Source organism: Streptomyces sp. NPDC003248, assembly GCF_055563235.1.
The window spans coordinates 152774-179772 of the sequence record NZ_JBVHDT010000014.1; the positions used below are offsets into that span (position 1 = coordinate 152774).

Here is a 26999-nt window from a genome sequence, read left to right on the forward strand (position 1 = left end):
GACCCGTCGCCGCGGACCCGTCGGCGCGGACCCGTCAATCCAGTTTCTCCGCCGCCGACTTCAGCGCACCGACCGCTGCGCGGATCGACGGACGGCGGTCGGCGTCGGCCCGCCACACGGCGTAGACGTGCCGGCGCGCCTGCTGCCGCAGCGGGACGGTGACGACTCCCTCCGGCACCGGCCGGCGGCCGAGCAGGGGAGCGATGCACACCCCCAGTCCGGCGGCGACCAGGGCCATCTGGGTGTGGCTCTCGGCCGCCCGGTGGCCGACGATGGGCTCGACGCCGCGCGAGCGGAGCGTGAACATCAGCCACTCGTGGCAGAACTCGCCCTCGCCCCAGGTGATCCACTCGTCCTCGGCGAACTCCCCGAGATCCACCTCCTCCCGTCCGGCGAGGGGGTGCCCGGCGGGCATCGCCACCTCGGCCGGGTCGTCGAGGAGGGGTGCCTTGACCAGGCCGTCCGGGACCGGCATCGGCTTGTTGTACCAGTCGAGGACGACCGCGAGGTCGAGGTCGCCGCGCACCACCCCGGCGACGCCGTTCTCCGGCTCCAGCTCGCACGAGCGCACCCGCAGTCCGGGGTGCTCCGCGCGCAGGCCGGCCAGCGCGGTGGGGAACAGTCCGCGTGCGGCGGTCGGGAAGGCCGACAGCCGCAGCTCGCCCACCACCTGCCCGCGGTGCGCCTCCAGGTCGGACTGCGCGAGTTCGACGTGCGAGAGGATGCGGGCCGCGTGCTGGGCGAGCAGCCGCCCCGCGTCGGTCAGACGTACGCCGCGCCCGTGCCGGGCCAGGAGCTGCTGCCCGACCTCCCGTTCCAGTTTGGCCAGCTGCTGCGAGACGGCCGACGTGGTGATGTGCAGCCCGGAGGCGGCGGCGCTGACCGAGCCGTGCCGGGCGAGGGCGTCGAGGGTGCGCAGGCGCTCCAGGTTCAACATGTAAGCGATGCTACGCAATACCGAGTGCCGATTCTCGATTGTGCTACGAGGTTCTGTCCCGCACGGTGGTGACCATGACCACCACCGCCCCCGCCGCCCGTACCCACACCCCGGCCTCCGCCGCCCGCGCCCGTCGCACCCTGGACTGGCGGCTGCGTTTCGCCGCCCTGTCGCTGATCTGGGGTTTCAGCTTCCTGCTCATCAAGGTGGGCACGCAGGGCTACGCGCCGTTCCAGGTGACGCTCGGCAGGCTGGTGTTCGGTACGGCGGTGCTGGCGGCCGCGATGGCGGTGAAGCGGGAGCGGCTGCCGCGCGGGGCACGCACCTGGGGGCACCTGACGGTCGCCGCCCTCCTGCTGAACGCGCTGCCGTTCTCCCTCTTCGCCTACGCGGAGCTGACGATCCCGTCCACGCTCGCCGGCATCTGCAACGCGACCTCGCCCCTGTGGGGCATGGCCCTGTCCCTGGTCGCCCTCTCCGAGGACCGGCCGACCCGGGTCAGGGTCGCGGGGCTGGGCCTGGGCTTCCTCGGCGTCCTCACCGTCCTCGGCGCCTGGCACGGCTTCGACGGGCTCGACGCCCGGGGCACGGCCCTCGCCCTGCTGGCCTCCCTCAGCTATCCCATCGGCTGGATCTACGTCCGTCGCACCCTCGCCGGCACCGGCTCCTCGGCGCTGTCGATGACGGGGGCGCAGTTGGGGCTGGCGACCGTCCAGCTCGCCGTGGTGACCCCCCTGTTCACCAGCTTCCCGACCCGCCTCCCGCTGCTCCCGCTGCTCGCCGTCGCCGCGCTGGGCGCCCTCGGCACCGGCCTGGCCGTCCTCATCCAGTACGGCCTGGTCACCGAGGTCGGCCCGACGACCGCCCAGATGGTCACGTACTTCATCCCGGTCATCGCCACGGTCGCGGGCGTCGCCCTCCTCGGCGAGTCGCTGAGCTGGTCGACACCGGTGGGGGCGGTGATCGTACTGGCCGGGGCCGCGCTGACACAGGCGAGGAGGACGTCGTAACCCCGAGTCGGGCGGGTCCGGGAGACGGCGGGGGACGACGACGATCGGCGTGGCGGTGTGCGGCCGGCGCAGGAGTGCCGCCGTCGCGGGGGGGTGCCGCCGACGCGGGGGGTGCCGCCGACGCGTGGCTGCACGTCCGGTGTCGGCGGTGTACGACCAGTGCCCGGCGGTGTACGACCGGTGCCGGCGGTCGGCGCGGCTCGGACGGGCTCAGACGGGGCCGTGGCCCGGCGCGGACCGCACGGACGACGCGACCGCGTCCGCCAGGGCCGCGGTCTCCCCCTCGCGCAGCGCCGAGACGGTGATCCGGATCCCGGGCGGCGAGCCGAGCCGGAACCGCGCCCCCGGCGCGACCGCCCACCCGGTGTTCAGCAGCCGCGCGACCGCTCCCGTCTCGTCCGGCACGGGCACCCACACGTTCATCCCGCTGCGCCCGCGCGCCTCGACGCCCCGCTCCGCCAGCGCGGCGAGCAACGCGTCGCGGCGGCCGCCGTACGACGCCGCGACCGCCCGCCCGTCGACCGCGCCGTCGGCCCACAGGCGCGCGACGGCCCGCTGGGTGATCCGGCTGACCCAGCCGGGGCCGAGCCGCTGCCGCCCCCGGACCCGGTCCAGGGTGAGGTCGTCCCCGGTGAGGACGGCGAGCCGCAGGTCGGGGCCGTACGCCTTGTCGGCCGAACGCACGAACGCCCAGTGCCGGGTGGCCCCGGCGAGGGCGTGCAGGGGCAGGTCGACGATCCGGTGGCCGTGGTCGTCCTCGACGAGCAGGGTGTGCGGGTGCGCGCGCAGCACGCCGCGCAGGGCACGCGCGCGGGGAGCGCTCAGGGCGGCGCCGGTCGGGTTCTGCGCCCGGTCGGTGACGATCAGGGCGCGCGCCCCGGCCCGCAGGGCGCTCTCCACGTCCTCGGTCAGCGGCCCGTCGTCGTCCAGGCCGACCGGGACCGTGCGCAGTCCGAGCGCCGGTACGAGGTCGAGCAGCGACCCCCAGCCGGGGTCCTCGACGGCCACGGTGTCACCGGGTCTGAGGTGCGCGGCGAGGACGCGTTCGACGGCGTCCAGGCAGCCGGTGGTGACGGCCACGGGCCCGGCCGGGACGCCGTCCGCGTCGAGTTCAGCCCGGGCCAGGCGCGCGAGTTCGGGCTCCACGGGCTCGTGGCCGTACAGGACCGGCTCGCGGTCGCCCTGTGCGGCGGCCCACGCGAAGGCCGGCGCCAGGGCCGGCAGGAGGGCGGGATCGGGATTGCCGGCGGCCACGTCCCGCACCCCCTCAGGGACCTCCACCCGGATGAACTCGCGCGCGGTGGTGGCCGGTTTCGCGCGCACCCGGCTGCCGCGGCGTCCGTCGGTCTCGATCACCCCGCGCTCGCGCAGGGTGCGGTACGCGGCCGCGACGGTGTTGGGGTTCACCCCGAGGAGTTCCGCCAGCTCGCGCATGGGGGGCAGCGGCTGCCCGGCGTTCAGGGCGCCGTCCGCCACCGCGCGCTCGACGCTCGCGGAAATGTCGGCTGCGCGCCGACCCTTGATCGGATACTCTCCTAGCACAAACCAGATTATGCACTAGTGCAATGGAGGCCGCCATGCAGGAGAGGGTCGTACGGGGGACCGCAGAGCCCACGCCGCCCGCCGCCTACACCCCGACCGACCGCACGGTCCCCACCCGGTCCGCGCAGAAGGCGTCGTACGACAGGGCCCTCGTGCACGCGATACTCGACGAGGGCTACGTCTGCCATCTGGGGTTCGTCCGCGACGGCGCGCCGGTCGTACTGCCGACGCTCTACGGCCGGGTCGGCGAGACGCTGTACGTCCACGGCTCGACGGGGTCCCGCCCGCTGCGGATGACGGGGCAGGCCGACCCGGGGCTGCCGGTGTGCCTGACCGTGACCCACGTCGACGGTCTGGTCCTGGCCCGCTCGGCCTTCCACCACTCGATCAACTACCGCTCCGTGGTGGTGCACGGCCTCGCGTACGACGTGACCGACCCGGAGGAGAAGCGGGCGGCGCTCGACGCCCTGGTCGACCAGGTCGTCCCCGGCCGGGCCGCCGACTCCCGGCCCGCGGACAAGAAGGAACTGGCGGCCACCGCGGTGATCCGCCTCGACCTGAACGAGGTCTCGGCCAAGACCCGCACCGGCGGGGTGAACGAGGAGCCCGAGGACCTCGCTCTCCCCCACTGGGCGGGCGTGGTCCCCCTGCGCAAGGGCTACGGCACTCCGCTCCCGGACGCCGGCCTGGCGCCCGGCACCGCCGTCCCGGACTACCTCGCCGCGCTGTGACCGCGGTCCGCCGGCGTCCGGTCGACCGAACGCCGCCGCTCGGCTTCCCGCCGGGATCGAGCGCGCGGGGCGGGCGGGCCGGACCGGGGTGAGTCCGGCCGACCGCGCCGGAAGGACAGTGGGACGAGCGCGTCCGAAGGCACGACTCGCCTCCTCAGGCAGCCGTCCCCCGCGCGGACAGCTCCCGCTCGGGGCTGCCGTCCGCCGCCGGCTGGGCGGTTCCCGTGGACGACGTGGACGGCGTCGACGGCTTGGACGGCGTCGACGGCTGGGACGGCGTCGACGGCTTGGACGGCGTGGACGACTGGGCGATGAACGCGCCCAGCAGGACCACCGCGCCGCCCGCGATCTGCGGGGCCGAGAGGTGCTCACCGAGCAGGAACCAGGCCAGGACGGTGGCGATCACCGCCTCCAGGCAGGCCACCACTCCGGCGACCTGCGGAGAGAGCCGGCGCACGGAGACCACGCCGGTGACGTACGCGACGACCGTGGCGATCAGCACGATCCAGGCGAGCAGCAGCCAGGCCGGAACCTCGGCGTCGTCCATCCGGGCGGAGTGCGCCAGTACGGCCCAGTCCATGCCCCAGGGGCGGGCGACGACCGTGAGGACGGCGGCTCCGGCGAGGAGGCCGTAGGCGATGACGCCGAGCGGGTCCGGGGCGCCGTCGCCGGAGTCGCTGCCCTGGTCGGACAGGACGAAATAGCCGACCTGGCAGCAGGCGGCGGCCAGTGCGAGGAGGAGTCCGAGGGCGTCGAAGCGGAGCCCCGACCAGATCTCGACGACACAGGCGAGCCCGCCGGCCGCGAGGACCACACCGAGCACGGCGGCACGCGTCACGGACCGCCGCTGCACGAACCGCACCCAGCCCAGCACCAGGGCGGGCGCGAGGTACTCGACGAGCAGCGCGACGCCGACGGGGACACGGGAGATGGCCGCGAAGTAGAAGGCCTGGACACCGGCCACCCCGAGCAGTCCGAAGCCGGCCAGGAGGGCGGGCCGGCGGCGTAGCAGCGCACGGTGGCGCACGGCGAGCGGGAGCATCACCAGGGCCGCACCGGCCACCCGGAGCCACACCACGTGCAGCGGATCGAGGCCCGCCTCGATCAGCGGTTTCGCCGCGACCCCGGATCCGCCGAAGGCGATGGCCGACCCGACCGCCAGCGAGAGCCCTACGGCCCTTCCACGGTTTCCCTGACTGCTCGAAGACGCATGCACCGGCACATGATGACAGGCGACGACATGAGCGTCACCCCTGTTGCACCTGTCTCAGCGGCTGGACGGGGAACCCACGGCCGGGAGTCCCGCCCGCACCACGCGGACGTCGACGCCGGCGCGGCCGAGGACCTCGACGGCCCGGGCCCCTGGATCGGCGACGAGTGCCACCAGCAGGTCGACACCGCGGACCGCCGGTCCGTCGGCGCGGCAGGCGGCCCGCACACACGCGTGCCGCAGCGCGGCGGCGGCGACGGGCGAGAAGCCCTCGGCCGCGGGGAGGCTGCGCGGGGCACCGGAATCCGCGGCCACCGGCTCACCTGCCGGCCCGGCCGCCGCCCCTGCCCCCGCCCCCGACTCCGACCCGGCCGCCGCCCCCGTCCCGGACTCCGACCCCGATGCCGGCCCGGCCGCCGACCCCGATGCCGGCCCGGCAACCAGCCCCGCCGTCAGCCCCGCCGTCGCCGGCGCCACCGACCCCGCCACCGACCCCGCCGCGGGGGAAACGGAGTCGTCCACGGCCGGCACGGCCGGCACGACCGGCAGGGCTCCGGAGTCCTCGACCCCGCCCCGCCAGCGCAGGCCGTAGCCGATGCTGCGCTGGGCGAGGTAGCCGAGGAGCCGGGCGAGCCGCGGGCTGCCGTCGAACACGGCGCGTACCTCGGGGTCGTGTTCCAGGAGGGAGTGCAGGAGGTGGGCGGTGTCGATCTGCCGGTCCCCGTCCCGGGCGGCGCGGCGTCGCGCGCCGGCGAGCGCCGCCGTCAGTTCGGCGCTGAGTCCGGCGTCGCCGTCCACGGCACGGGCCGCCCCGTCGCCACCCGGCTGCCGGGGGATCTCGCCGGACGAGGGCCCAGAGGTACGCATGTGCACATCCCCACCCCATCAGCCCCGACGCGGCACGTCATCGACGGAGGGGAGCATCTGCGCATCCCACGCGGAGCGGACCCCGGCGTGCGAAATCTCCTCCGCAGGGAGGATATCTGGCCATTCTTCGCCCAGCGGGGCACGTTTCCTGCTGTACGCGGCCGCCCGTGCCGGGCACTCATCGGCCGGCCGCGCGCCCCGCCCCGGGGCCAGGGCGCCGCCGTACGCGCAAAGGGCGCCCCGCGGGGTTGTCCCGCGGGGCGCCCGTCTCACGGCGGGGAGGCCGTCAGTCCTCGTCGGCGAGGATCAGGTACAGCTTCTTGCGCGCGTCGTTGATGACGGCCAGCGCCTTCTCGCGCTGCTCCTTGCTGCCGGTCTTCCAGACCTGGCCGAAGGCCTCCATCAGACCGAAGCCGGCCTGGCGGATCTCGCTGAGGGCCTCCCAGTCGACCCCGCGGGAGGCTTCCTCCCAGGGGGCGTCCGGGCCGCCCTCGGCCGCCGTACGGCCCGCGTCGGTGAGCGAGAACAGCTTCTTGCCGCCCTCCGACTCGCTGCTGATCAGGCCCTCGTCCTCCAGCAGCTGGAGCGTGGGGTACACCGAGCCGGGGCTCGGCTTCCACGCGCCGCCGCTGCGCTCGGCGATCTCCTGGATCATCTCGTAACCGTGCATGGGCCGTTCCTTGAGCAGGGCCAGGATCGAGGCCCGCACGTCACCGCGCCGCGCCCTTCCCCTGGGTCCGCCGCGCCCTCGGCCGCCCCACGGCCCGGGGCCGAAGCCCGGCCCGAAACCGCCGCCGGGACCACCGGGGCCGAACCCCGGACCGCCCGGCCCGAACGGGCCGAAGGCCGCCCGTCGCGCTTCGAAGTCCGGCCCGAAACCGCCCCGGCCACGCCGAGAGGGGCCGCCCTGCCGATGTCCACGCTCGAATCCGTGGCTACGCATCGCCATCACTCCATTCATTCCATCGTTGATCTGTCGCGATGCTTCAACGATATATCGGAAAGGTGGGGATGGCAAGCCCACGGCAAGGCCTGCCGACCTCCCGCCCAGCACTGCCTTTGCATGATGATGCGCGACACTGCATACTCTTCCTATGTCCAAGGTCCTCACCTCCCTTCCCGCCGGCGAGCGCGTCGGCATCGCCTTCTCGGGCGGCCTCGACACCTCGGTCGCGGTCGCGTGGATGCGCGACAAGGGCGCCATTCCGTGCACTTACACCGCCGACATCGGCCAGTACGACGAGCCCGACATCGCCTCGGTGCCCGGCCGCGCGAAGACCTACGGCGCCGAGATCGCGCGCCTGGTCGACTGCCGCGCGGCGCTGGTCGAGGAGGGCCTGGCCGCGCTCGCCTGCGGGGCGTTCCACATCCGCTCGGGCGGGCGCGCCTACTTCAACACCACGCCGCTCGGCCGCGCCGTCACGGGCACGCTCCTGGTCCGGGCGATGCTCGAGGACAACGTCCAGATCTGGGGCGACGGCTCGACCTTCAAGGGCAACGACATCGAGCGGTTCTACCGGTACGGCCTGCTCGCCAACCCCCACCTGCGGATCTACAAGCCGTGGCTGGACGCGGACTTCGTGACCGAGCTGGGCGGCCGCAAGGAGATGTCGGAGTGGCTCCTCGCCCACGACCTCCCGTACCGCGACAGCACGGAGAAGGCGTACTCCACCGACGCCAACATCTGGGGTGCCACGCACGAGGCCAAGACCCTTGAGCACCTGGACACCAGCGTGGAGACCGTGGAGCCGATCATGGGCGTGCGGTTCTGGGACCCGTCGGTGGAGATCGCCACCGAGGACGTGACGATCGGCTTCGACCAGGGCCGCCCGGTCTCGATCAACGGCAAGGAGTTCGCCTCCGCCGTCGAACTGGTGATGGAGGCCAACGCCATCGGCGGCCGCCACGGCATGGGCATGTCGGACCAGATCGAGAACCGGATCATCGAGGCCAAGAGCCGCGGCATCTACGAGGCGCCCGGCATGGCCCTGCTGCACGCGGCGTACGAGCGCCTGGTCAACGCGATCCACAACGAGGACACCCTCGCCCAGTACCACACCGAGGGACGGCGGCTCGGTCGGCTGATGTACGAGGGCCGCTGGCTGGACCCGCAGGCGCTGATGGTGCGCGAGTCGTTGCAGCGCTGGGTCGGCGCGGCCGTCACCGGCGAGGTGACGCTGCGGCTGCGGCGCGGTGAGGACTACTCGATCCTCGACACCACGGGCCCGGCGTTCAGCTACCACCCGGACAAGCTGTCCATGGAGCGCACCGAGGACTCCGCGTTCGGCCCGGTGGACCGGATCGGCCAGCTCACCATGCGCAACCTCGACATCGCCGACTCGCGCGCCAAGCTGGAGCAGTACGCCGGCCTCGGCCTGATCGGCACCGGCAGCCCCGCCATCGGCGCCGCCCAGGCGGCCGCGACCGGGCTGATCGGCACCATGCCGGAGATGCCGGAGGGCGGCGCCGAGGCCATCGCCTCGCGCGGCGCGGTCTCCGCCGACGACGAACTGCTGGACCGCGCCGCGATGGAGTTCGGCACGGACTGACCGGCGGCGACGACAGGGCCGGCTCGGCGCGGACAGCGCCGAGCCGGCCTCTTCCGTTCCCGGTGCCGACCGTCACGGAGTGCCCGGTACCGGGAACGGAGCCATGGCCCCCTGCCCTACGCCGCCTCCGGTACGAACGGATGCAGCTCGTCCCCCTCCGGCTGCACCACGCCGTAGGTGCTCTCGGGCACCGCGATCCAGGCGCCGGGCAGGTCCCCCAGCGGCTCCGACACGATGAGCCGGGTCTCGTCGGACAGCTCTTGCAGGAAACCGACGTCGGGGTGGAGGGCGCGCAGGGTGTCGACCCGCGTGTTGTAGAAGAGCGAGCGGGAGGCCCGCTCGCTGGAGTAGCGGAACCCCCACAGCCGATGCCCGTCGGTGACGGCGAGCGTCATCTGGAGGGGGAACTCCACGCCGTGCTCGTGACCGACCCGCTCGACCAGGGCCGCCATCCGCGCGACGGCACCCGGCGGGTCCCCCTCCAGTCCGAACGTGAGCGCCAGGTAGAACATCATCTCCGAGTCGGTCGAGCCCTCGATGTCGAGGAAGAGACGCGGATCGACGGCGAGGGCGAGGTCGCGGCGCATCCGGTGGAACTCGGCGATGGCACCGTTGTGCATCCACATCCAGCGGCCGTGGCGGAACGGATGGCAGTTGGTCTGCTGCACCGCCGATCCGGTCGAGGCCCGGATGTGGGCGAAGAACAGCGGTGAGCGGACGTGGCCGGCGATCTCCCGCAGGTTGTGGTTGCTCCACGCGGGGCCGATGTCCCGGACCACCGCGGGGGTGTCCACGTGCGGCCCGTACCAGCCGACGCCGAACCCGTCGCCGTTCGTCGTCTCCACCCCCATCCGGGCGTGCAGGCTCTGGTCGATGAGCGAGTGCTGCGGCCGGTAGAGGATGGCGTCGAGCAGGACGGGGGTGCCCGAGTAGGCCAGCCAACGGCACATGAGCCACCGCCTTCCCGGCCGCCGGCCCGCCGACGGCCGATGTCTGCTGTACCGCTGTGGTCCGGCTACACCCGGCGTTCCCACCCGCCGCCCGAGCGGTCCCCGCGCGCCACGCACAGAGCCCAGATGACGAACCCGGAGAAGGCGATCATCACGACGGACCAGATCGGGTAGTACGGCAGCGACAGGAAGTTGGCGATGATGATCAGCCCGGCGATGGCGACGCCCGCGACGCGTGCCCACATGGCCCCCTGGAACAGTCCCAGGCTGACGATCACCGCGAGCGCGCCCAGGATCAGGTGGGTCCAGCCCCAGCCGGTCAGGTCGAACTGGAAGACGTAGTTGCGCGTCGCCACGAAGACGTCGTCCTCGGCGATCCCCATGATGCCCCGGAAGATCCCGAGAACCCCGGCCAGCATGAGAGTGACGGCGGCGAAGACGGTGAGGCCTTCCGCCCACGCGTACTTGGCCGATTCTGTCTGCGGGGTGTGTGTCCCTGTCATCCCGGTTCCTCGATTCGGTGTCGTTCGGTACTTCAGCGGCCGGGGGCGGAGTGGACCGGACCCGGGCCTTCCGTGGGGCCGTGGCCGCTCAGGACCAGTTGCTTGGCCCGGCGGAACTCCTCGTCCGTGATGTCGCCGCGGGCGCGGATCTCGGACAGCCTGGCGAGCTCGTCGACGCTGCTGGGCCGGTCCGCGCCGCCCCTGGCGGTCTCCCTGACGTAGCTGTCGAAGGCCTCCTGGCGGGCCCGTGCCTGCGCGATCTCACGACCGCCCATGTTCTTGCCGCGGGCGATCACGTAGACGAACACGCCCAGGAACGGCAGGACGATGACGAACACCAGCCAGCCGGCCTTCGCCCAGCCGCTGAGGTCGTCGTCCCGGAAGATGTCCACGACGATCCGGAACAGCAGGACGAACCACATGACCCACAGGAAGAACCAGAGCATGGTCCAGAAGGCGCTCAACAGCGGAAAGTCGTACGCGAGGTAGACGTCCTCACTCATTTTTCTCCTCCGTTCCGTCCCGCGTTCCGGCCCGGGCCCGGGCCGGTCGTGCCGTGCCCTGCCGTCCTCAGCGTGCGCGCGGGACCCGGTGGGACGCCTCACCCGGGGCGGGTGAGCATCGTGTGGCCTCCGGTACGGCTCCGGAGACGACGCCCGTCGCCGGGCCCGCGCCGCCCACGGGCCGCAGTCCCCCGGCCGGGGGCCGGGGGACTGCGCTTCGCGGGTCGCGGTTCGCCTCGGCCCGGCCGAGCACCGCGGCTCACGGCTCCGGGGCCACCGCGTCGCGGCCGGGAGCCGCGGCGGCGAGGACCGCCTCGACGGCCAGCACCACGACCACCAGGACCAGGACCAGCACCACCACCGCGATCGTGGGGTGGTTCCACAGCACGAGCGCCAGCGCGCCCGCACCGATCGTGACGCCGGTGACCGCCTTGCGGTGGGTGTCCAGCCACCGTCCCGCCCCGCCCGTGCGCAGGCCCGCGCGGCCCAGCGCCCGCCCGCCGGCCGTCGTCCAGCGCCCGGCCGAGCGGCGCACCCAGCGGGCCGCGCGCCCGGGACCGTACAGGTAGGCGGCCAGGGCGACGATCAGGGAGACGACCAGGAGGGTGCGCGTGCTGTCGCGCAGGAAGCGGACGAAGGTGTCGAAGATCGCCGCGGCGGCGTCGGGCGGCAGGGTGGACGGGGGAACGTCGTTCAGGTAGACCCGCCGCACCACGGCCAGTGCCACCAGCAGCAACACCATCATCGCCCCGACGCCCAGCGCGGTGATCAGCAGCATCACCCGGTGTCCCGGAGCTGTCCCCACGGCGAGGGCGGCGAGCGCGACGGTCAGCACGGGCAGCCAGACGCCGACGATGTCGAGCAGGCGCAGCGCGTCCTGTGCCTTGCCGAGCTCCTCGGTCCGGAAGAGCGTGATCGTGCGGTCGGTGTCGGGGATGGCGGACGCCTTCTCGAAGCCCTGGTCGACGAGGCGCTGGCGCACGTCGTCCACCACGGCGCCGAGGTTGAGCTCCACGGCGTCACCCGAGGCGACCAGCACCCCCTGCCGGTCCCCGGTCAGCATGTTCAGCACGGCGGTGTGGGCCCGCCGGTTGGCTCGCACCCAGACCTCTTCGAAGACGTCGCTGCTGATCACGCGCTCGACGTTGCGGTGGACGACGGTCTTGACCGCCGAGCGCAGCGGGCCGGTGAGGGCATCGGCGCCCGCCACCACCCGGGGCGGCGCACCGGCGTCCGCCAGCACCTTCGTCAGGGCGTCCGTCACCGCCTGGACGTCCACGTTGGCGACCACGCGGTCGGTCAGCTTGTCGGTCACGGCCTCCTGGACGGCCGGTTCCGACGCCAGCGGGGCGACGGTCTCCACATAGCGGTCGGTGTCGGTGACGGTGTCCTGCACCCAGGCCGCCACCACGGCCGCGGGGGCCAGCAGCAGGGTCACCACCAGCAGGACCGCGGCGCCCGCCGTGCGCAGGCGCCGGTGGTGCGCTCCCGCCGCCCGGCGCAGCCGTTCGTACTCCGCGCGTTCCTCTGCGCTCAGGGCGTGGTCGCCTGGGCCGTTGCCGGCGGAAGACGGTCCTGAGGTGTGGCCCGAGACCATGATTCCTCCTCGATGGTGTGTGCCACTGCCGCTGCCACTGCCGCTGCCGCTGCCACTGCCGCCTTGGCTTCGGCCAGTGGTCTCAGCCCGTGGCCTCGGCCGGTGGTCTCGGCCGGTGGTCTCGGCCGGTGGTCTCGGCCGGTGGCCTAAGCCGGTGGTCTCAGCCGGTCCGGTCGTCGGGACCGCCCCGCCCACCCAGGCCGGCCCGGCGCAGCGCGGCCCGCCAGGCGAGGGCGACGGCCACCTCGGCCAGCCCCAGCAGGACGAGCCACAGTCCGAGCAGCCGGGTCAGCGCCCGGGCCGACTCCGTGGGGAGGGCGAGCACCACGATCCCCGCGACGATGCCGAGGGCCGCGACGCCGAGGACGACGCCCCGGTGGGGCATGTCCTTGGCCGCGATGGCCGTGTGGAGGGTGAGGATGCCCGAGACCAGCCAGACGGCCCCGACGATCAGGGAGAGCGCGGTGACGGTCTGCAACGGGTTGCGCAGGCACAGCACGCCGGCGAGCACGTAGAGCACGGCCACGAGGAGGCCGGGCAGCCGTTCACCGTGGTCGGTGCGGGCGAACGAGTCGACGAACCGGAAGAGTCCGGCCACCAGCAGGTACAGGCCGACGAGGACCGCGAGCACGTGCAGGGTCGCGTCGGGCCAGACCAGGACGAGCACACCCGGGACGAGCGTGGCGAAGGCCGCACCGAGGATCCACGTCCACGACCGCCCGAGTGCGGCCAGCACGTCGGCCGGGGCGGTGGTGGTGGCGTCGGACGCGAAGGGGTCGGCCGGGTCGTTCCGGCGGGCGCGCTCGCGCCCGGCGGCCGCCCCGCCGGAGGGTTGTTCCGGTCCGGTGGGCGGTACCGGACCACGCGACATGGTCATGGCTCCACCTCGCGTGATCGGGCGGGCCGCTCCCGGACCGCCGACGGGGCGGTGTGTGGTGACCTCACCGGGCCAGCGTGCCGTTCGGCCAGGGGCCACCGGGTCACCCGCCGCGGGTGATCCGTGCGCGGCGCGGAGACGGTGAGGTGGGTGCGCGGAGCCGCACTCCGGTGCGGGTACGGCGTCGAGGTCGTCGCCGCGCACCAGCGCGCCCACGGCACCGCGGCGACCACGAGGAGACCCCGGCTCGGGCGACGGGACCCGGATCGGCCAGGGGAACCCCGCGGGGGAGGCCGGCGGCTGCCACGGGGGCGCTCCGGGGGATGCCGAGGACGCCCGTCCAGGAAGTGGGAGTGGGAGCCATGGTCGTACCGATTGCCTTCACGCCCTCCCTGTCACCGGCCGAGCGAGCGGCGTACGGCCGGAAGGCCCGCGCCCGGGCGCCGCGTTCCTGCCACGGCTGGTTCGAGGCGGCGGCGGGACGCACCGACCCGGTGGACGTCCTGGAGCGCCAGTCCGCCACCCGCCTGCCGGAGATGGTGCCGGTCCGCTACGGCCGCATGCTCGAGTCCCCGTTCCGCTTCTACCGGGGCGCGGCCGCGATCATGGCCGCGGACCTCGGGCCCGCGCCGAGCACCGGCCTGACCGTGCAACTGTGCGGTGACGCCCATCTGCTCAACTTCCGCCTGCTGGCCTCGCCCGAACGCCGACTCGTCTTCGACATCAACGACTTCGACGAGACCCTGGCCGGTCCCTTCGAGTGGGACGTCAAACGGCTGGCGGCCAGCTTCGTGATCGCCGGCCGGGCCAACGGCTTCTCGGCCGCGGAACAGGACGACGTGGTCCGCACGGGCGTGCGGGCCTATCGGCAGCGCATGCGGGAGTTCGCCGGCATGCGCACCCTGGACATCTGGTACGCCCAGGACGACGCCGACCGGATCCGGCAGCTGCTGGCCTCCTCGATGGACAGGAAGGCCCGGCGCAGGACGGCACGGGCCACGGCGCGCGCCCGGACCCGCACCCATCTCCAGGCCTTCGAGAAGCTCACCCGGGGCACGGCCGAGGGACGGCGCATCACGCCGGACCCGCCGCTGATCGTTCCGCTCCGGGACCTGGTGAGCGGCCCCGACGAGGAGGAGAGGGACCTCCGGGCCGTCTTCGACGGGTACGCCCGGAGCCTGTCGTCCGAGCGCCGCCATCTGCTGCGCCACTACCGCCCGGCCGACGTGGCCCGCAAGGTGGTGGGCGTCGGCAGCGTCGGCACGCGCTGCTGGATCCTGCTCCTGCTGGGCCGGGACGACGACGACCCCCTGCTGCTCCAGGCCAAGGAGGCGCAGGAGTCGGTCCTCGCCGCGCACACCGGCGGCGACCCCTACGACAACCAGGGCCGTCGTGTCGTGGCGGGCCAGCGGCTGATCCAGACGACCAGCGACATCTTCCTGGGCTGGACGCACGCCGTGGGGCTCGACGGTCGCGAACGGGACTTCTACGTGCGCCAGTTGTGGGACTGGAAGGGCATCGCCCGGCCGGAGACCATGGACCCGGCGCTGCTGGGCCTGTTCGCGCGACAGTGCGGGGCCTGTCTGGCGCGGGCCCACGCCCGGTCCGGCGACCCGGTCGCCATCGCCGCCTATCTCGGCGGCGGCGACCGCTTCGACCGCGCGCTCACCGGATTCGCCCAGTCCTACGCCGACCAGAACGACCGGGACTTCGAGGCGCTGGGCGCCGCCGCCCGCTCGGGCAGGGTCCGGGCGGAGAGCCCCTGAGCCGAGCGCCCGGGCGCCCGAGCACCTGAGCGCCCCGGCACCCGGGCACCCGAGCCCCCGATTGCCGAGCACCTGGGGCGGGCCCCCCGCCCCTTCGCGTCACTCCGGCAACTGCCGCATCTCCAGCACCCGCAGTCCCAGGGACCGGAGGCGGGCCAGCAGCCCGTAGAGGTGCGCCTCGTCGACGACGTGCCCGAACAGGACCGTCTGGCCGGACATCACCACGTGGTCCAGCTCCGGGAAGGCCCTGGTCAGCGTCTCCGACATCAATCCGTCGACGCGGATCTCGTAGCGCATCAACTGCTCTCCCCCGGGCGGCCCGGGGTGGGCGGGCCGCCCTTCGCCCTGCGTTCGTCCCCCGCCCTGCGATGGTCCGCCCCGGCGGCCCCCCGGGGCCTCACCCCGGGCAGGTGATACGCGGCCCGGCGCGGTGCGCGGCCCGCCGGTTCCACAGGCTCCGGGACCGCTCCGCGGGCATCGGAAGGTCCGTTCCGCAGCCATCGGGAGGACCGTTCCGCGGGCCCCGGAAGGCCCGTTCCGCAGGCATCGGAGGACCGTTCCGCGGGCCCCGGAAGGCCCGTTCCGCAGGCATCGGAGGACCGTTGCTCAGGCACCGGAAGGCCCGTTCCGCAGGCTCCGGGAGGACCGTTGCTCAGCGCAGCATCGGGAAGACCGTTGCTCAGTACGTCGGAAGGACGGTTCCTCAGTGCTTGAGGAAGATCTTGAACGCGATGATCAGCAGCCCGAGCACCAGGTTGACCGACGCGGTGACGGCCATCAGACGCCACGACGCCCCGGCCCGTCGCGCCGCCGCCACCGACCATCCCACCTGCCCGGCCACGGCGACGGCGAGCGCCAGCCAGAGGGCACCCTGGAGGTCCAGGCCCAGCAGGGGGCTGACGGCGACGGCGACGGCCGGCGGGACGGCGGCCTTGACGATCGGCCACTCCTCACGGCACGCCCCCAGCACGTCCGCGCGGTCCGGGCTCCCCCGCGCCAGCCGGGCCCCGAAGAGGTGCGCGTGCACGTGCGCGATCCAGAACGCCACCCCGGTGAGCAGCAACAGCAGCACCAGTTCGAGGCGCGGGTACGAGCCGAGCGTCCCGGCGCCGACGACCACGGAGGCGGCGAGCATCGACCCGTAGACGCCGCCGGTGTAGTCGGCGTGCGCACGCCGCTCGGCACGGCGGGCTCGGGCGGCCTCCCCGCGCCGGGTCGCGGACATCACCGCTTGCTCCGGCCCCGGTCGGCCGGTCGCCCGCCCTGCGGCGGGGTGCCGGTCCGTGCGGACGGCAGGTGCGAGGTGACGAGGAAACTGGCGAGGGTGACGCCTCCGGCGGCGAGCACCGCCGCCTTCAGGCCGTCGAGCTGCGCCTCGGCGTAGGAGTCCACGAGGGCGTCGACCTCGGACGGGGGGAGCCCGGCGCTTTCGGCGGCCGAGCGGACCTGTTCCGTGGGGACGAAGCTGATTCCCGCCTCGAGGGCGACCCCTGTCCGCTGACGGGCTTCCTGCGACAGCCGCGGATCGTCCTCCACCTGGGACGTGAAGGCGTGGGCCAGGGCACCGACGAGGATCGACCCCATGAGCGCGGTGCCCAGCGCGGAGCCGAGGTTCTGGGCCGTGTACTGCAACCCGCCGACCTCGCTGCGTTCCTCCTCGCCCGCGCTGGACTGGACGACGTTGCCCAGCTGCGAGGCGAGCAGCCCCATGCCGACGCCGAGCACCGCCATCGCTCCGGCGAACTGCGCGTCGTCGATGGCCGGGTCGAGCGTGGCCAGCAGCCACACGATGGCGGCGGCGAGGGTCACCAGGGCGAGCCGGACCACCCGGCGCGGTCCGGCGAGCCGTCCGAGCCGGGCCGCGCCGAGGGAGGTCAGGAGCATGGTGACGGACACCGGCAGCAGCCGCAGACCCGTCTCGAAGGCGTCGAACCCCTGCACCACCTGGAGGTACAGGGGAATGGTGAAGAACAGTCCGAGGAGGATGAGGTTCTGGCACAGCAGGGCCATCAGGCCCGAGCGCAGGGCGGGCCGGTGCAGCAGGGACAGGTGCACGAGCGGGTCGGCGCCCCGGGCGTCGCGGTGCCGCTCCCAGCGCGCGAAGACGGCCAGGACGGCCACGCCCGCGCCGACGACGAACAGGGTGGGCGCGAAGCCCAGGACGGTGAAGGGCGGATTGCGGGGCTGCACCCACCCCCAGGTGCTGCTCTGGAGCACACCGAGCACGCCGAGCGCGAGACCGGCCGCGGAGAGCGCGGCGCCGACCCCGTCGAGCCGCGGGCGGGGTCCCGTCCGGGGGACCTCCGTGATCACCCGGTGGAAGCACAGGACGGCCAGCACGACCACGACCTCGCCGGCGAAGACCAGCCGCCAGGTGAGATACGTCGTGACCCAGCCGCCCAGCAGCGGTCCGACGGCGATGCCGGCGCCGGCCAGACCGCCGATGACGCCGTAGGCGACGGCCCTGTCCCGGCCCCGGTAGGACTCGGCGACCAGGGCCGCCATGGCCGGCAGCACCATCGCGGCACCGAGTCCCTCGATGACCGACCAGCCCAGCGCGAGGACCCACAGGGTCGGAGCGGCGGCGGTCAGCGCCGAGCCCGTCGCGTAGACGACGAGGCCGAGGAAGAAGAGGCGCCTCCGTCCGAGGACGTCCCCGAACCGCCCTCCGATGATCATGAACGCCGCCATGACCAGGGCGTACAGGGTGATGACGGCCTGGATGGCGGTCACCTCGGTGTCGAAGTCCTCGACCAGCTGGCTGATGGAGACGTTCATCACGGACGTGTCGAGCACCATCAGGAACTGGGCGGTGCCCAGGACGGCGAGCGCCCTCCAGTGGGTCACGGTGTCCACCTCGCCGCATCGGTCCGCGACACCGGCGGTGCCGGCCGGACAGCGGCCGTCCGACGACCCGCCGCCACCCACCATCGCACGGGAAGGACCCCGGTCCGTGCCTCACCCGCCACGGGCGAGCCGCGCCTTGTCCGCCGGTCGGCGGATCGAGCGCGCGTCAGAGCACCGTCGCCTTCCGGCAGACCCGGCTCGCTCACAGCAGACCCAGCTCGCGGGCGCGGCGCACCGCCTCGTTGCGGCGGTTCACCGCCAGCTTCCGGTAGGCGCTCTTGAGGTGGGTCTTGACCGTGTTCACGGACACGTACAGGTCGGCGGCGATCTCCTCCGTCGACATCATGTCGGCCAGCCGCCGCAGCACGTCGCGCTCGCGCCCGCTCAGCTCCTCGACGACCGGCGGCCGTTCCTCGGACCGGGTCGGCGGGCCGTCGTGCGGGGCGGGGCCGGGGGTGAGGAGCCAGCCCGCGGCGAGCGTGCGCAGCGTCGGCGCGGCGAGGACGGGCCGGAGCCACGGTCCGGCTTCGAGGAATGGACGGCGCAGCAGTTCGTGGCGCGCCTCCCGCAGGGCCCGGGCGACGAGGTCGCGCGACGCGGCGGCGTCGCCCGCCGCGTCCGCGGCCTGTGCCCGCACCAAGGTGGCCCGGACGGTCACCGCGGGTCCCGGACGGTCCTCGGGCCGGATCCGGTCGAGCAGGTCCAGCGCTGCCGCGGGCCGGCCGGCGGCGAGCTGGGCCCGCGCGGCCTCCACGGCGCACACCGCCTGCTCGTGCGAGACCTCCTCCAGCAGTCCGGCGGCCGCCCGCGGCCGGCCCTCGGCCAGGTGGGCGGCGGCGGCGACGAGCGCCGTGTGCCCCCGCGCCCAGGGGGAGGGCACGTCGGCCCGGACGGAGGACTCCACCGCCTCCAGCGCGGCCCGGACGTCGCCGCGGGCCAGGTGCAGACGCGCGGTGGCGACGGCACGGCCCGCCGCCGTCACGGGGTCGGCCAGGGCCGGTCCCGCGCCGGCCTCGGCGTCGAGGAGGGCCTGGGCCGCCCGGCCCAGCTCGTTGCGGTCCACGGCGACGGCGGCCAGGACCAGCCGTTCGACACCGGGGGCGGACGGCTGGGGCAGGCCGAACCGCTCCGTCTCGGCCAGCGCGGCCCGGGCCCCGCGCTCCGCCCGGCCGGTCCAGCCGTCGAGGTAGTCGATCAGCGCCAGGCGGCTCAGGGAGTCCTCGCGCGGGAGCGCCGTGGAGTCCCCGCCGGGGCAGTCGGCCACGGTGGACAGGGCGGCCCGCGCCTCCTCGAAGCGCCCGGCCCACAGCCGTGCTGATCCCAGGTGGGTCAGCAGCAGGGCGAGGAGCTCCGGATGCCGCTCCAGGAGGTGGGCGGGGACCTGCTCCCGCAGCCGGTCCGCCGCCGCCGACGCCGTCTCCGCCCGGGCCGGCGAGCCGGTCAGCCGGGCGGCGAGGGCTTGCAGCAGGGCGCAGCTCAGCCGGGCCGCCGCCAGCTCGGGCGCGTCCTCCGGCGCGCGGCCCTCCGCCAGGCCCTGCTCGGCGTGACGCAGGTGGGCCAGGCCGTGGCCGAGGTCGTTCGCGGACAGCTCGCGGGCCGCGCGGACGAGGTCGGCGGCCGGGCCCCCCGCTTCGGGGGCCATCCGGGAGAACAGCGCGGCCAGGTCGTCGGAGCGCAGCCCCGTGAAGAGCTGGCCGAGGGCGAGGTCGCCGACCAGCGCGCCGGCGGTGAACTCCCAGTCGCCGGCGTCGGCACCGTGCCCGAGTGCCTCCGTGAGGGAGCCCGACGAGCGCAGCCATCGCGCGGCCCGTCGGTGGAGTTCGGTTTCCAGGCCGGGTGAGCGCATCCGCAGATGGGCCCGGAGGATCTCCGCGAACAGCGGGTGCAGGCGGTACCAGGCGTGGCCGAGGTGCTCGACGAACGCGTTCTCCCGCTCCAGCCGGGCCAGGACCGGCCCGGCGTCGGTGCGCTCGGTCAGCGCGTCCGCCAGCCCGGCGCAGAAGCGTTCCAGGACGCAGACGCGCAGCAGCAGGTCCCGGGTGGCGGGCGGCTGCCGGTCGAGCACCTCCGCCAGCAGGAAGTCGGCGACCGCGGTCCGGTCGGCCTCGAACTCCTTCAGGTACGCCTGCGGGTCCGGGCTCTCACCGGCCGCGAGGGCGCACAGCCGCAGTCCGGCGGCCCAGCCCCGGGTGCGGTCGACGAGCCCGCGCACCGCGTCCACCGGCAGGCTCAGCCCGTGCAGCTCCAGGAGCCGGGCCGCCTCCTCGGGCGTGAAGGCCAGCTCCGCGTCCCTGATCTCCGTCAGCTCTCCGGCGGCCCGGTAGCGGTGCAGCGGCAGCAGGGGTTCGGTGCGGGTGACGAGGATCAGCCGCATGCCGGGCCCGGCGTGGTGCAGGACGAACGCGAGCTGCTCGGCGATCTCCGGGTCGGTCACCCGGTCGTACTCGTCGACCACCACCGTCACGGGCCGCTCGCGCGCGCTCAGCTCGACGGCCAGCCGGGAGAGCAGTCCGGGGGTGGCACGGCCGGCGTCGGCGGGGCGGCCGACCCCGGCGGAGAGGGGGACGCCGGCGACCTCCAGGGCGCGGAGCAGGTACGCCCAGAACATGCCGGGTCCCTGGCCCTCGGTGTCGGTGGTGAGCCAGGCGAGGGGCCGGGGGTTCCGGCGCGCGGCCCAGTCGGCGACCAGGAGGGTCTTGCCCGCGCCCGCCGAGCCGTTGACCATGGTGAGCGGTGTCCGGAGAGCCTGGTCGAGGTGCGTGACCAGGCGCTCGCGCCGGAGGAACGTCACGGGAGGCACCGGCACGGCGAACCGCGTCCGCAGGAACGGGTCTCCGTGCGGATCGGCCTGCGGCGCCTCGGGAGAGGGGCCGTTCTCCTCGAACCCAGCCATGGCGTTCACCACCACTGGTCGTCAGGTCAGGGGTACCGCTCCCTCTCAGCATCGCAGTGATCCGCCGGGTGCGCGCCGCGAGGCGTCGGACCCCCGCAGACGGCCCGCGCCCGCACGACGTGGGCGTGGGCGTCCGGGCACGGTGGGGCGCCCGCGGGCCGCCCTCATCCGGCGCCGGCGGCGCGCAGGTGGTCGCGGTACCACTCCGCCGCGTCCGCGAGACGGCTCAGCGGGCCGGGTCCCGCCGGTTCGCCGGTCAGCTTCCACAGGTCCTCGGAGAGGTACCAGTGGTCGCGGGCGACCAGCGCGAACTGGCGTTCCGAGGCACGGCCGGGGGTCGCCCGCAGGCGCTCCAGGCAGGTGGGCCACGGCCAGTCCTCGGCGGGGCGGGGCGGGAGCACGCCGAGCGCCGACAGCCGCGCCAGCAGGTCGCCGACGCGTACGGGGTCGGGGTGGCCGACGTGGTACACGCCGGGCGGTACCGGGCGGGGGCCGGTGGCCGCGGCGGCGATCAGGCGGGCCAGGTCGCCGGCGTCGACCACGGACAGCAGGGCGCGGCCGCCGTCCCACTCCGCGGGGACCCGCTCGACCATGTCCCCGAGCCCGGGCACGACCCAACGGTCCCCGGCGCCGACCACGAGCCCGGGGCGCAGGACGACGGCGTCCGCCTCCCGCGCGTACGCCTCTCCCGCCAGGCGGGTCCTGCTCACGGCGGAGACCGGTTCGGCCGCGATCTCGTCCACCGCGATGCCCCGGTGCGGGCCGGCGCCGTACACCGCCGCGGTCGACAGGTGCACCACGCGGGGAACGCCGGCGCGTCTGGCCTCCGCCATCAGCGCACGGGTGCCGTCGACGTTGACCGCCTCGCACAGCTTCTCGTCCCCGCCGATGTACGAGGCGAGATGGACGACCGCCCGGGCGTCCTCGCACAGGCCGCGCAGGGCGTCCGCGTCGGTCAGGTCCCCGCGCACCCACTCGACGGCGGCCCCTGGCCCGGCCGCCGCCCCGGCGCTGGTGTCCGGAACGCGGCGCACCAGGGCGCGGACGCTTCTCCCCCGGGCCCGCAGTGCGCGCAACGCGTGCGATCCGATGAAGCCGGTCGCGCCGGTCAGCACGACGGTGCCGTCGTCGTCTCCCGCAGTCGTGTCGTTCAGTGCCGCTGCCCTCCGCCCGCATCGTCCGGCCGCTCCCGGCCCGGTCGCGTCCTTCGACCCCTCAACGTCCCGGCGGGCGACACGGGTTCCCCGCCCCCGTGACCACGCGACGGGACACACACCTCTCTCCCCAAAAAACGACGCACCTCCCCACCACCGAACCCACCCGGCCGTCACCCCCGATTGGGGCCAAGCCCTTCGAATTGGCCTTGGCCCCCCGCTCCCCCCACCCCTTACCGTCACCGACATGCGGATTCGAATCGTCGATGCCTTCACCGACCGCCCCTTCGCCGGCAACCCGGCCGGGGTCCTGCTGCTCGACGCCTTCCCGGGCGACGACTGGCTCCAGAACGTGGCCCTGGAGGTCAACCACGCCGAGACGGCGTTCGCGCACCCCCTCCCGGCGGGGGGTGAGGCGGACTGGGCGCTGCGCTGGTTCACGCCCGTCACCGAGGTCGCCATGTGCGGTCACGCCACCCTCGCCACCGCCCACGTCCTGCACACCACCGGCGCCCACGACGGGCCGGTGCGGTTCGCCACCCGGAGCGGCGTGCTCGTCGCGACGCCCGCCGAGGACGGCTCCGTCACCCTGGACTTCCCGACCGCCCCGCTCACCCGCGTGGACGTCCCGCGGGGCGCCGCCGAGGCCCTGGGCGCCGAGCCGCTCGCCGCGTTCGACACCGGGCCGAACGTCGGCGACCTCCTGCTCGAACTCGCCGACGAGAAGACCGTCCACGCCTTGCGGCCGGACCACAAGGCGCTCACCGCCCACTCCGCGCGCGGCATCATCGCCACCGCCCGCGCCGAGAACCCCGCCTGCGGCTACGACTACGTCTCCCGCTGCTTCTTCCCCAACGTCGGCATCGACGAGGACCCGGTCACCGGCAGCGCCCACACCGCCCTGGCCCCCTTCTGGTCCGAACGTCTGGGCCGCCCCGGCCTCACCGGTCTCCAGGCCTCCCCCCGGTCGGGCCGGGTGCGCACCGAGGTCCGCGGCGAGCGCACCCTGCTCAACGGCCGCGCGGTCACCGTCATCGAGGGCGACCTCCTCGTCTAGACGACGTCCGGGCGGCGCCCCGGGTGGCTGGTGACTCACGCCGTCGGCAGCCACCCCACCTTCCCCGCCAGCAGCGCGTATCCCACGAACGCCCCGATGTCGAGCAGGGAATGGGCCACCACCAGGGGGCCCACCCGCCCCCAGCGCCGGTAGAGGTGGACGAACACCACGCCCATCACCAGGTTGCCGACGAAGCCGCCGAGGCCCTGGTACAGGTGGTACGAACCGCGCAGTACGGAACTGGTCGCCAGCGCGCCGACCGGGGTCCAGCCCAACTGGCCCAGCCGGCGCAGCAGATAGCCGACGACGATGACCTCTTCGAGGATCGCGTTCTGGAGCGCGGAAAGGATCAGCACCGGGTACTTCCACCACACGTCGGGCAGCGCCTCGGGCACCACCGTGAGGTTGAAGCCGAGGCCGCGCGCGGCCAGGTAGAAGGCGATGCCCGCGCTGCCGATGACCGCCGCGACCCCGGCGCCGCGGCCGAGGTCGGGCCAGGGGCGGCTGCGGTCGAAGCCCAGGGTGCGCAGGCTCCGCCCCTCCCGCATCAGGAAGTGCGCGACGAGGGCGACCGGGACGAGGGCGGTGGCGATCCAGAAGAGCTGCCAGGCCAGGTCGAGCCAGGGACGGCCCGGCGCGGCCGAGGCGTTGAGGGTCGCCGCCTGGTCCTTCAGTCCTCCCGGTTTCGTGACCGATCCGACAAAACTGATCAGGGCGGACACACCGCTCGCACCGAGCGAAAGCCCGAGAACGAGCAGCGTCTCGTCACGGAAGATCCGTCGCGAGAACCGTTCCTGCGGGAAAGAACCGACCGCCGGCCCCTCGTCCGCCTGCACACGCGCCTCCAGTTGGGTGAGCCCGCCATCACCCCGTCCGCGCGTCGCCAGGGTCTCGGTCTCGGAAGCAGCTGCGAGCACGTGCGCGACAGGCCGTCGGGGGGACGGACGCCGTACGGGGCGCACCTCACCGTCGTACGCCGTGCGACCGGACACCGGCACACGGACCGACAGGGAGGACGCCACCGTCATGGGACGTCACAGCTTGCCCGATGTTTCCGGGGCAGGCGTCGGCGGCCCCCCGTACCGGGGTGGGGTACGGCCCCGTGCAGAGGCCGGTACGAGACTTCCGCACGCAAACCCGGTGAGAGGCCCCGCGCAGAGGCCCCCTACGAAGGTTCCCGCCAGGAAGCACCTCTACGACTCCCTGGCCGCCACGAGTCCCCAGCCCGTCGCCAGTCCCCAGCCCGCCACAGGCGCCCAGCCCGCCAAGGGCCCCAGCCCGTGGCAGGCGCCCTCACCGGGTGAGCACCGGCTCCGGCAGCCCCACCGGCCAGGTGTGCGCCGGCTCCCCCTGCCGCATCAGCTGGGCGTAGCGGCGGGTGGTCGCCGCGAGGGCCGCGTCGCGGGACAGGCCCGCTTCCAGGGCACGGTGGTAGGTGGCCACCTGCCAGCTCGCGCCGTTGGTCCGCCGCCGGCACCGCTCCTCGATGACGCCCAGGTAGAGATCGCGGTCGGCGGGCTCCACCCCCCAGGCGTCCAGTCCGGCCTCGGCCAGCGGCAGCAGTTCGTCGCGCACGAGGCTCACCGCGTCGACCTCGGTCGTGCCGCCCAGCCGGCCGCGCCGCGGCCACTGCAGGCGGGCGTCGATGCCGTGGCGGCAGGCGGCGTCGAAGTTGGCGGCGGCGGCCTCGAACGGCAGCCGCGTCCATACCGGCCGGGAGTCCTCGGCGAGGGCCCGGACGACGCCGTAGTAGAAGGCCGCGTTGGCGACGACGTCGGTGACGGTGGGCCCGGCCGGCAGGACCCGGTTCTCCACGCGCAGGTGGGGGACGCCGTCGGCGATGCCGTAGACCGGGCGGTTCCAGCGGTAGATGGTGCCGTTGTGCAGGACGAGCTCGGCGAGCTTGGGGACGCCGCCCGCCGCCAGGACGTCCAGCGGGTCCTCCTCGTCGCAGATGGGCAGCAGGGCGGGGAAGTAGCGCAGGTTCTCCTCGAAGAGCTCGTGGGCCGAGCTGATCCACCGCTCGCCGAACCAGGTCCGCGGCCGCACGCCCTGCGCCTGGAGCTCCGGCGGCCGGGTGTCGGTGGCCTGCTGGAACACCGGGGGCCGGGACTCGCGCCACAGCTCGCGCCCGAAGAGGAAGGGCGAGTTGGCGCCGAGGGCGACCTGCGGGGCGGCGACGGCCTGCGCGGCGTTCCACACGTCGGCGAAGCGGTCCGGGGTGACCTGGAGGTGGAGCTGCACCGAGGTGCAGGCGGCCTCGGGGACGATCGACTTGGAGGTGCACGACAGACGCTCGACGCCGTCGATCTCCAGGGTGAACTCCTCACCGCGGGCGGCCACGATCTGGTCGTTGAGAAGGGTGTAGCGGTCGACCTCGGAGAGATTGGAGGAGACCAGGTCGTCACGGTCGAGAGTCGGCAGAATACCGATCATCACGATTCCCGCGTCGACCTCCCCGGCCTTTCGGTCGGCATATGCCAATGAGGTGCGGAGTTCTTCCGCGAGCCGGTCGAATACCCGCCCGCCCAATCGGTGGGGAGCTATGTTGACTTCCAGGTTGAACATGGCGAGTTCTGTTTGGAAATCTCGGCTCGCGATCCGCTCCAGCACTTGTCCGTTCAGCATTTTCGGCAGACCGTCGGCACCCGCGAGATTCAGTTCGATCTCGAGACCCATGAGGTTCTTCGGGCGGTCGAAGCGCTGCTGGGACAGGAGCCGCTCCAGCCCCGTCAGGCACTGCCGCAGCTTGTCGCGGTAGCGCTGACGATCGGCCAGGTCGAACCCGCCTGCCACGACCTTCTCCCCCATCGAAGCGTCCCTCCTCGCACGGGGCGGCCGACGTCCGGCCGCCGGCTGTCCCGGGGTCAGGTGGGATGATGCCCAGCCCTGTCGATCGATAACGTCCCCCGCCGGCGGCGCCACCCGCTACCCTGACCGAAGGAGTCCACCGGCACATTCACCGGGCAAGGCGGCGGGCGGCGTTTCACGAATGGGATCTCGTGAAAAACGCCGACGGGAATAGGCCGACCGTTGCGCGCGCATATCCCGAGGTCATCGGGGTGCCACCCCCTCTGAATCGGGATGATTCACACGTATCGCCGACCGAATGGACTCTTGCCGAGTGCCCCCGGGGCGACTAGACGAAACACAGTCTGAACACCTGTCGTATAAACTTCGCGAACAAGGCGGAGAAGGTGGGCGCCCACGGTCGAAGCAGCCTGTCGTCGTCGATGTGACGGACGGCGGGCCGTTCGCGCACCCCGGACTCCCAGACCCGGCCCCTGTCTCTCCGACCTCCCTCGAGCTGACAGCGTCGTCCGCCCCACGCCCTCGCGCCACCGTGCCTGCCGAATGAGAGGCGACCCACCATGCCGCTGCATGTCCCCCCGGCTCCCGCGCCCGCCCTGCGCTCCGTCCTCACGGCACTCGCTTCCCCCACCGCGGTCCGCGAGGACCGGACCCCGTCCCTGCGCACCGCCCAGGGGCCCGTCACCCCGGAACTCCCGCTCCCCGTGCACGTCCTGGACCGGATCACCGCCGAGGGCGTGACCGCGACCCGACTGGCCGGCTGGCGCTTCCTGATCCGCTCCGGCGACCGGGCCGTCGCCGCGGCCGAGACCCGGCTCACCCCGGACGGCTGGGCCTTCTCCCACTTCTTCGAGGGCCCCTACATCGCCTCCACCGAGCGCGCGCTGCGCCAGGCCGAGACCTCCGCCCAGCCCTACCAGGCGCGCCTGCTGTCGGTGCCGGGCCTGTACATGCTCACGCTGTGGCTGCACGGCGACTGTGCCTCCGACGGCACCACCGGCCACCCCGTCGCGACCGACCTGCTGGTGCCGCTGGCCCCGGCGCCCCCCGGCATCGCCGCCCACCGCCCGCACCGGGTCGCCGAACTGCTGCCGGTGCTGACCCTGCGGGTCGCACCGGGCCAGCAGCCCCGGATCGCACCCGGCCAGGAACCCCTCCTCGGCTCCCCGGCCTGACCCACCCGCCCGGCACCGGC

The 26999-nt window shown here is 74.0% G+C and carries 22 protein-coding genes and 1 pseudogene; 6 read left to right on the forward strand and 17 right to left on the reverse strand.

Annotated features, from left to right (window positions below):
- Positions 1–34 precede the first annotated feature (34 nt).
- Positions 35–937, reverse strand: coding sequence for a LysR family transcriptional regulator (locus ACZ3KJ_RS28150; RefSeq protein ID WP_467531036.1), 903 nt, complete (start codon positions 935–937; stop codon positions 35–37).
- Between the two features lie 74 nt (positions 938–1011).
- Between ACZ3KJ_RS28150 and ACZ3KJ_RS28155 the strand changes: the two genes are divergently transcribed.
- Positions 1012–1947, forward strand: a complete 936-nt coding sequence (locus tag ACZ3KJ_RS28155; RefSeq protein WP_467531037.1) for a DMT family transporter — start codon at positions 1012–1014, stop codon at positions 1945–1947.
- A 210-nt stretch (positions 1948–2157) separates the two neighbouring features.
- Here ACZ3KJ_RS28155 and ACZ3KJ_RS28160 read toward each other — a convergent pair whose 3' ends face one another.
- Positions 2158–3489, reverse strand: a complete 1332-nt coding sequence (locus ACZ3KJ_RS28160) for an aminotransferase class I/II-fold pyridoxal phosphate-dependent enzyme (protein WP_467531038.1) — start codon at positions 3487–3489, stop codon at positions 2158–2160.
- A gap of 35 nt (positions 3490–3524) precedes the next feature.
- On the opposite strand from ACZ3KJ_RS28160, the gene ACZ3KJ_RS28165 reads away from it, so the two are divergent.
- A complete protein-coding gene (locus tag ACZ3KJ_RS28165) occupies positions 3525–4220 on the forward strand; it encodes a pyridoxamine 5'-phosphate oxidase family protein (RefSeq protein ID WP_467531039.1) in 696 nt (231 codons plus the stop codon).
- 154 nt (positions 4221–4374) lie between these two features.
- On the opposite strand, the gene ACZ3KJ_RS28170 is transcribed toward ACZ3KJ_RS28165, so the two are convergent.
- The 3 genes and pseudogenes from ACZ3KJ_RS28170 to ACZ3KJ_RS28180 form a co-directional block, all read right to left on the reverse strand.
- Positions 4375–5442 carry an EamA family transporter gene (locus tag ACZ3KJ_RS28170; RefSeq protein WP_467531040.1) on the reverse strand — a complete coding sequence of 356 codons (1068 nt, stop codon included), beginning with the start codon at positions 5440–5442 and terminating at the stop codon, positions 4375–4377.
- 525 nt (positions 5443–5967) lie between these two features.
- Positions 5968–6297, reverse strand: a pseudogene (locus tag ACZ3KJ_RS28175) (peptidase); the annotation flags it as partial.
- 286 nt (positions 6298–6583) lie between these two features.
- On the reverse strand, positions 6584–7240 hold the full coding sequence (locus ACZ3KJ_RS28180; protein WP_467531041.1) for a PadR family transcriptional regulator: 657 nt from the start codon (positions 7238–7240) through the stop codon (positions 6584–6586).
- 151 nt (positions 7241–7391) lie between these two features.
- On the opposite strand from ACZ3KJ_RS28180, the gene argG reads away from it, so the two are divergent.
- The gene (argG, locus tag ACZ3KJ_RS28185) at positions 7392–8846 is read left to right on the forward strand and encodes an argininosuccinate synthase (protein WP_389517316.1); all 1455 of its coding nucleotides are present in this window, start codon (positions 7392–7394) and stop codon (positions 8844–8846) included.
- Positions 8847–8962: 116 nt separating this feature from the next.
- Here argG and ACZ3KJ_RS28190 read toward each other — a convergent pair whose 3' ends face one another.
- The 5 genes from ACZ3KJ_RS28190 to ACZ3KJ_RS28210 form a co-directional block, all read right to left on the reverse strand.
- Positions 8963–9796: a class II glutamine amidotransferase gene (locus ACZ3KJ_RS28190; protein ID WP_389517318.1), complete on the reverse strand. Its 834-nt coding sequence runs from the start codon at positions 9794–9796 to the stop codon at positions 8963–8965.
- Positions 9797–9861: 65 nt separating this feature from the next.
- A complete protein-coding gene (locus tag ACZ3KJ_RS28195) occupies positions 9862–10299 on the reverse strand; it encodes a DUF7144 family membrane protein (protein WP_467531043.1) in 438 nt (145 codons plus the stop codon).
- 32 nt (positions 10300–10331) lie between these two features.
- Positions 10332–10802 (reverse strand): SHOCT domain-containing protein, encoded by a 471-nt coding sequence (locus ACZ3KJ_RS28200; RefSeq protein WP_467531045.1) that lies wholly within the window; start codon positions 10800–10802, stop codon positions 10332–10334.
- A 259-nt stretch (positions 10803–11061) separates the two neighbouring features.
- Positions 11062–12399: a hypothetical protein gene (locus tag ACZ3KJ_RS28205; RefSeq protein WP_467531046.1), complete on the reverse strand. Its 1338-nt coding sequence runs from the start codon at positions 12397–12399 to the stop codon at positions 11062–11064.
- A 160-nt stretch (positions 12400–12559) separates the two neighbouring features.
- Positions 12560–13276 (reverse strand): HdeD family acid-resistance protein, encoded by a 717-nt coding sequence (locus ACZ3KJ_RS28210; protein WP_467531047.1) that lies wholly within the window; start codon positions 13274–13276, stop codon positions 12560–12562.
- Positions 13277–13638: 362 nt separating this feature from the next.
- On the opposite strand from ACZ3KJ_RS28210, the gene ACZ3KJ_RS28215 reads away from it, so the two are divergent.
- Entirely contained in the window at positions 13639–15042 is a 1404-nt protein-coding gene (locus tag ACZ3KJ_RS28215) for a DUF2252 domain-containing protein (protein ID WP_467531049.1), read from the forward strand.
- 99 nt (positions 15043–15141) lie between these two features.
- On the opposite strand, the gene ACZ3KJ_RS28220 is transcribed toward ACZ3KJ_RS28215, so the two are convergent.
- The 5 genes from ACZ3KJ_RS28220 to ACZ3KJ_RS28240 all read right to left on the reverse strand — a co-directional run bounded on the left by ACZ3KJ_RS28220 (position 15142) and on the right by ACZ3KJ_RS28240 (position 21897).
- Complete coding sequence (locus ACZ3KJ_RS28220; protein ID WP_389517330.1) at positions 15142–15339, reverse strand: hypothetical protein; 198 nt, start codon at positions 15337–15339, stop codon at positions 15142–15144.
- A 406-nt stretch (positions 15340–15745) separates the two neighbouring features.
- A complete protein-coding gene (locus tag ACZ3KJ_RS28225; protein WP_467531050.1) occupies positions 15746–16267 on the reverse strand; it encodes a hypothetical protein in 522 nt (173 codons plus the stop codon).
- Positions 16267–17889 carry an MFS transporter gene (locus tag ACZ3KJ_RS28230; protein ID WP_467531051.1) on the reverse strand — a complete coding sequence of 541 codons (1623 nt, stop codon included), beginning with the start codon at positions 17887–17889 and terminating at the stop codon, positions 16267–16269. The genes ACZ3KJ_RS28225 and ACZ3KJ_RS28230 overlap by 1 nt, the downstream gene beginning before the upstream one ends.
- A 202-nt stretch (positions 17890–18091) precedes the next feature.
- On the reverse strand, positions 18092–20782 hold the full coding sequence (locus ACZ3KJ_RS28235) for a winged helix-turn-helix domain-containing protein (protein WP_467531052.1): 2691 nt from the start codon (positions 20780–20782) through the stop codon (positions 18092–18094).
- A gap of 164 nt (positions 20783–20946) precedes the next feature.
- Complete coding sequence (locus tag ACZ3KJ_RS28240; RefSeq protein WP_467531054.1) at positions 20947–21897, reverse strand: NAD-dependent epimerase/dehydratase family protein; 951 nt, start codon at positions 21895–21897, stop codon at positions 20947–20949.
- A 286-nt stretch (positions 21898–22183) separates the two neighbouring features.
- Between ACZ3KJ_RS28240 and ACZ3KJ_RS28245 the strand changes: the two genes are divergently transcribed.
- Entirely contained in the window at positions 22184–22993 is an 810-nt protein-coding gene (locus ACZ3KJ_RS28245; protein ID WP_389517339.1) for a PhzF family phenazine biosynthesis protein, read from the forward strand.
- A gap of 35 nt (positions 22994–23028) precedes the next feature.
- On the opposite strand, the gene ACZ3KJ_RS28250 is transcribed toward ACZ3KJ_RS28245, so the two are convergent.
- Together ACZ3KJ_RS28250 and ACZ3KJ_RS28255 are read right to left on the reverse strand one after the other, a co-directional pair.
- On the reverse strand, positions 23029–23829 hold the full coding sequence (locus tag ACZ3KJ_RS28250; RefSeq protein ID WP_467531099.1) for a CPBP family intramembrane glutamic endopeptidase: 801 nt from the start codon (positions 23827–23829) through the stop codon (positions 23029–23031).
- Positions 23830–24286: 457 nt separating this feature from the next.
- Entirely contained in the window at positions 24287–25804 is a 1518-nt protein-coding gene (locus tag ACZ3KJ_RS28255) for a glutamate-cysteine ligase family protein (protein WP_467531055.1), read from the reverse strand.
- 560 nt (positions 25805–26364) lie between these two features.
- Between ACZ3KJ_RS28255 and ACZ3KJ_RS28260 the strand changes: the two genes are divergently transcribed.
- Complete coding sequence (locus ACZ3KJ_RS28260) at positions 26365–26979, forward strand: hypothetical protein (RefSeq protein ID WP_467531057.1); 615 nt, start codon at positions 26365–26367, stop codon at positions 26977–26979.
- Positions 26980–26999 lie beyond the last annotated feature (20 nt).

Bases quoted from the DNA above. Each gene is read 5' to 3' on its own strand.
- ACZ3KJ_RS28150 (WP_467531036.1), bottom strand. From the start codon at position 937: ATGTTGAACCTGGAGCGCCTGCGCACCCTCGACGCCCTCGCCCGGCAC.
- ACZ3KJ_RS28155 (WP_467531037.1), top strand. From the start codon at position 1,012: ATGACCACCACCGCCCCCGCCGCCCGTACCCACACCCCGGCCTCCGCC.
- ACZ3KJ_RS28165 (WP_467531039.1), top strand. From the start codon at position 3,525: ATGCAGGAGAGGGTCGTACGGGGGACCGCAGAGCCCACGCCGCCCGCC.
- ACZ3KJ_RS28180 (WP_467531041.1), bottom strand. From the start codon at position 7,240: ATGCGTAGCCACGGATTCGAGCGTGGACATCGGCAGGGCGGCCCCTCT.
- argG (WP_389517316.1), top strand. From the start codon at position 7,392: ATGTCCAAGGTCCTCACCTCCCTTCCCGCCGGCGAGCGCGTCGGCATC.
- ACZ3KJ_RS28190 (WP_389517318.1), bottom strand. From the start codon at position 9,796: ATGTGCCGTTGGCTGGCCTACTCGGGCACCCCCGTCCTGCTCGACGCC.
- ACZ3KJ_RS28195 (WP_467531043.1), bottom strand. From the start codon at position 10,299: ATGACAGGGACACACACCCCGCAGACAGAATCGGCCAAGTACGCGTGG.
- ACZ3KJ_RS28200 (WP_467531045.1), bottom strand. From the start codon at position 10,802: ATGAGTGAGGACGTCTACCTCGCGTACGACTTTCCGCTGTTGAGCGCC.
- ACZ3KJ_RS28205 (WP_467531046.1), bottom strand. From the start codon at position 12,399: ATGGTCTCGGGCCACACCTCAGGACCGTCTTCCGCCGGCAACGGCCCA.
- ACZ3KJ_RS28210 (WP_467531047.1), bottom strand. From the start codon at position 13,276: ATGACCATGTCGCGTGGTCCGGTACCGCCCACCGGACCGGAACAACCC.
- ACZ3KJ_RS28215 (WP_467531049.1), top strand. From the start codon at position 13,639: ATGGTCGTACCGATTGCCTTCACGCCCTCCCTGTCACCGGCCGAGCGA.
- ACZ3KJ_RS28220 (WP_389517330.1), bottom strand. From the start codon at position 15,339: ATGCGCTACGAGATCCGCGTCGACGGATTGATGTCGGAGACGCTGACC.
- ACZ3KJ_RS28225 (WP_467531050.1), bottom strand. From the start codon at position 16,267: ATGTCCGCGACCCGGCGCGGGGAGGCCGCCCGAGCCCGCCGTGCCGAG.
- ACZ3KJ_RS28235 (WP_467531052.1), bottom strand. From the start codon at position 20,782: ATGGCTGGGTTCGAGGAGAACGGCCCCTCTCCCGAGGCGCCGCAGGCC.
- ACZ3KJ_RS28245 (WP_389517339.1), top strand. From the start codon at position 22,184: ATGCGGATTCGAATCGTCGATGCCTTCACCGACCGCCCCTTCGCCGGC.
- ACZ3KJ_RS28255 (WP_467531055.1), bottom strand. From the start codon at position 25,804: ATGGGGGAGAAGGTCGTGGCAGGCGGGTTCGACCTGGCCGATCGTCAG.
- ACZ3KJ_RS28260 (WP_467531057.1), top strand. From the start codon at position 26,365: ATGCCGCTGCATGTCCCCCCGGCTCCCGCGCCCGCCCTGCGCTCCGTC.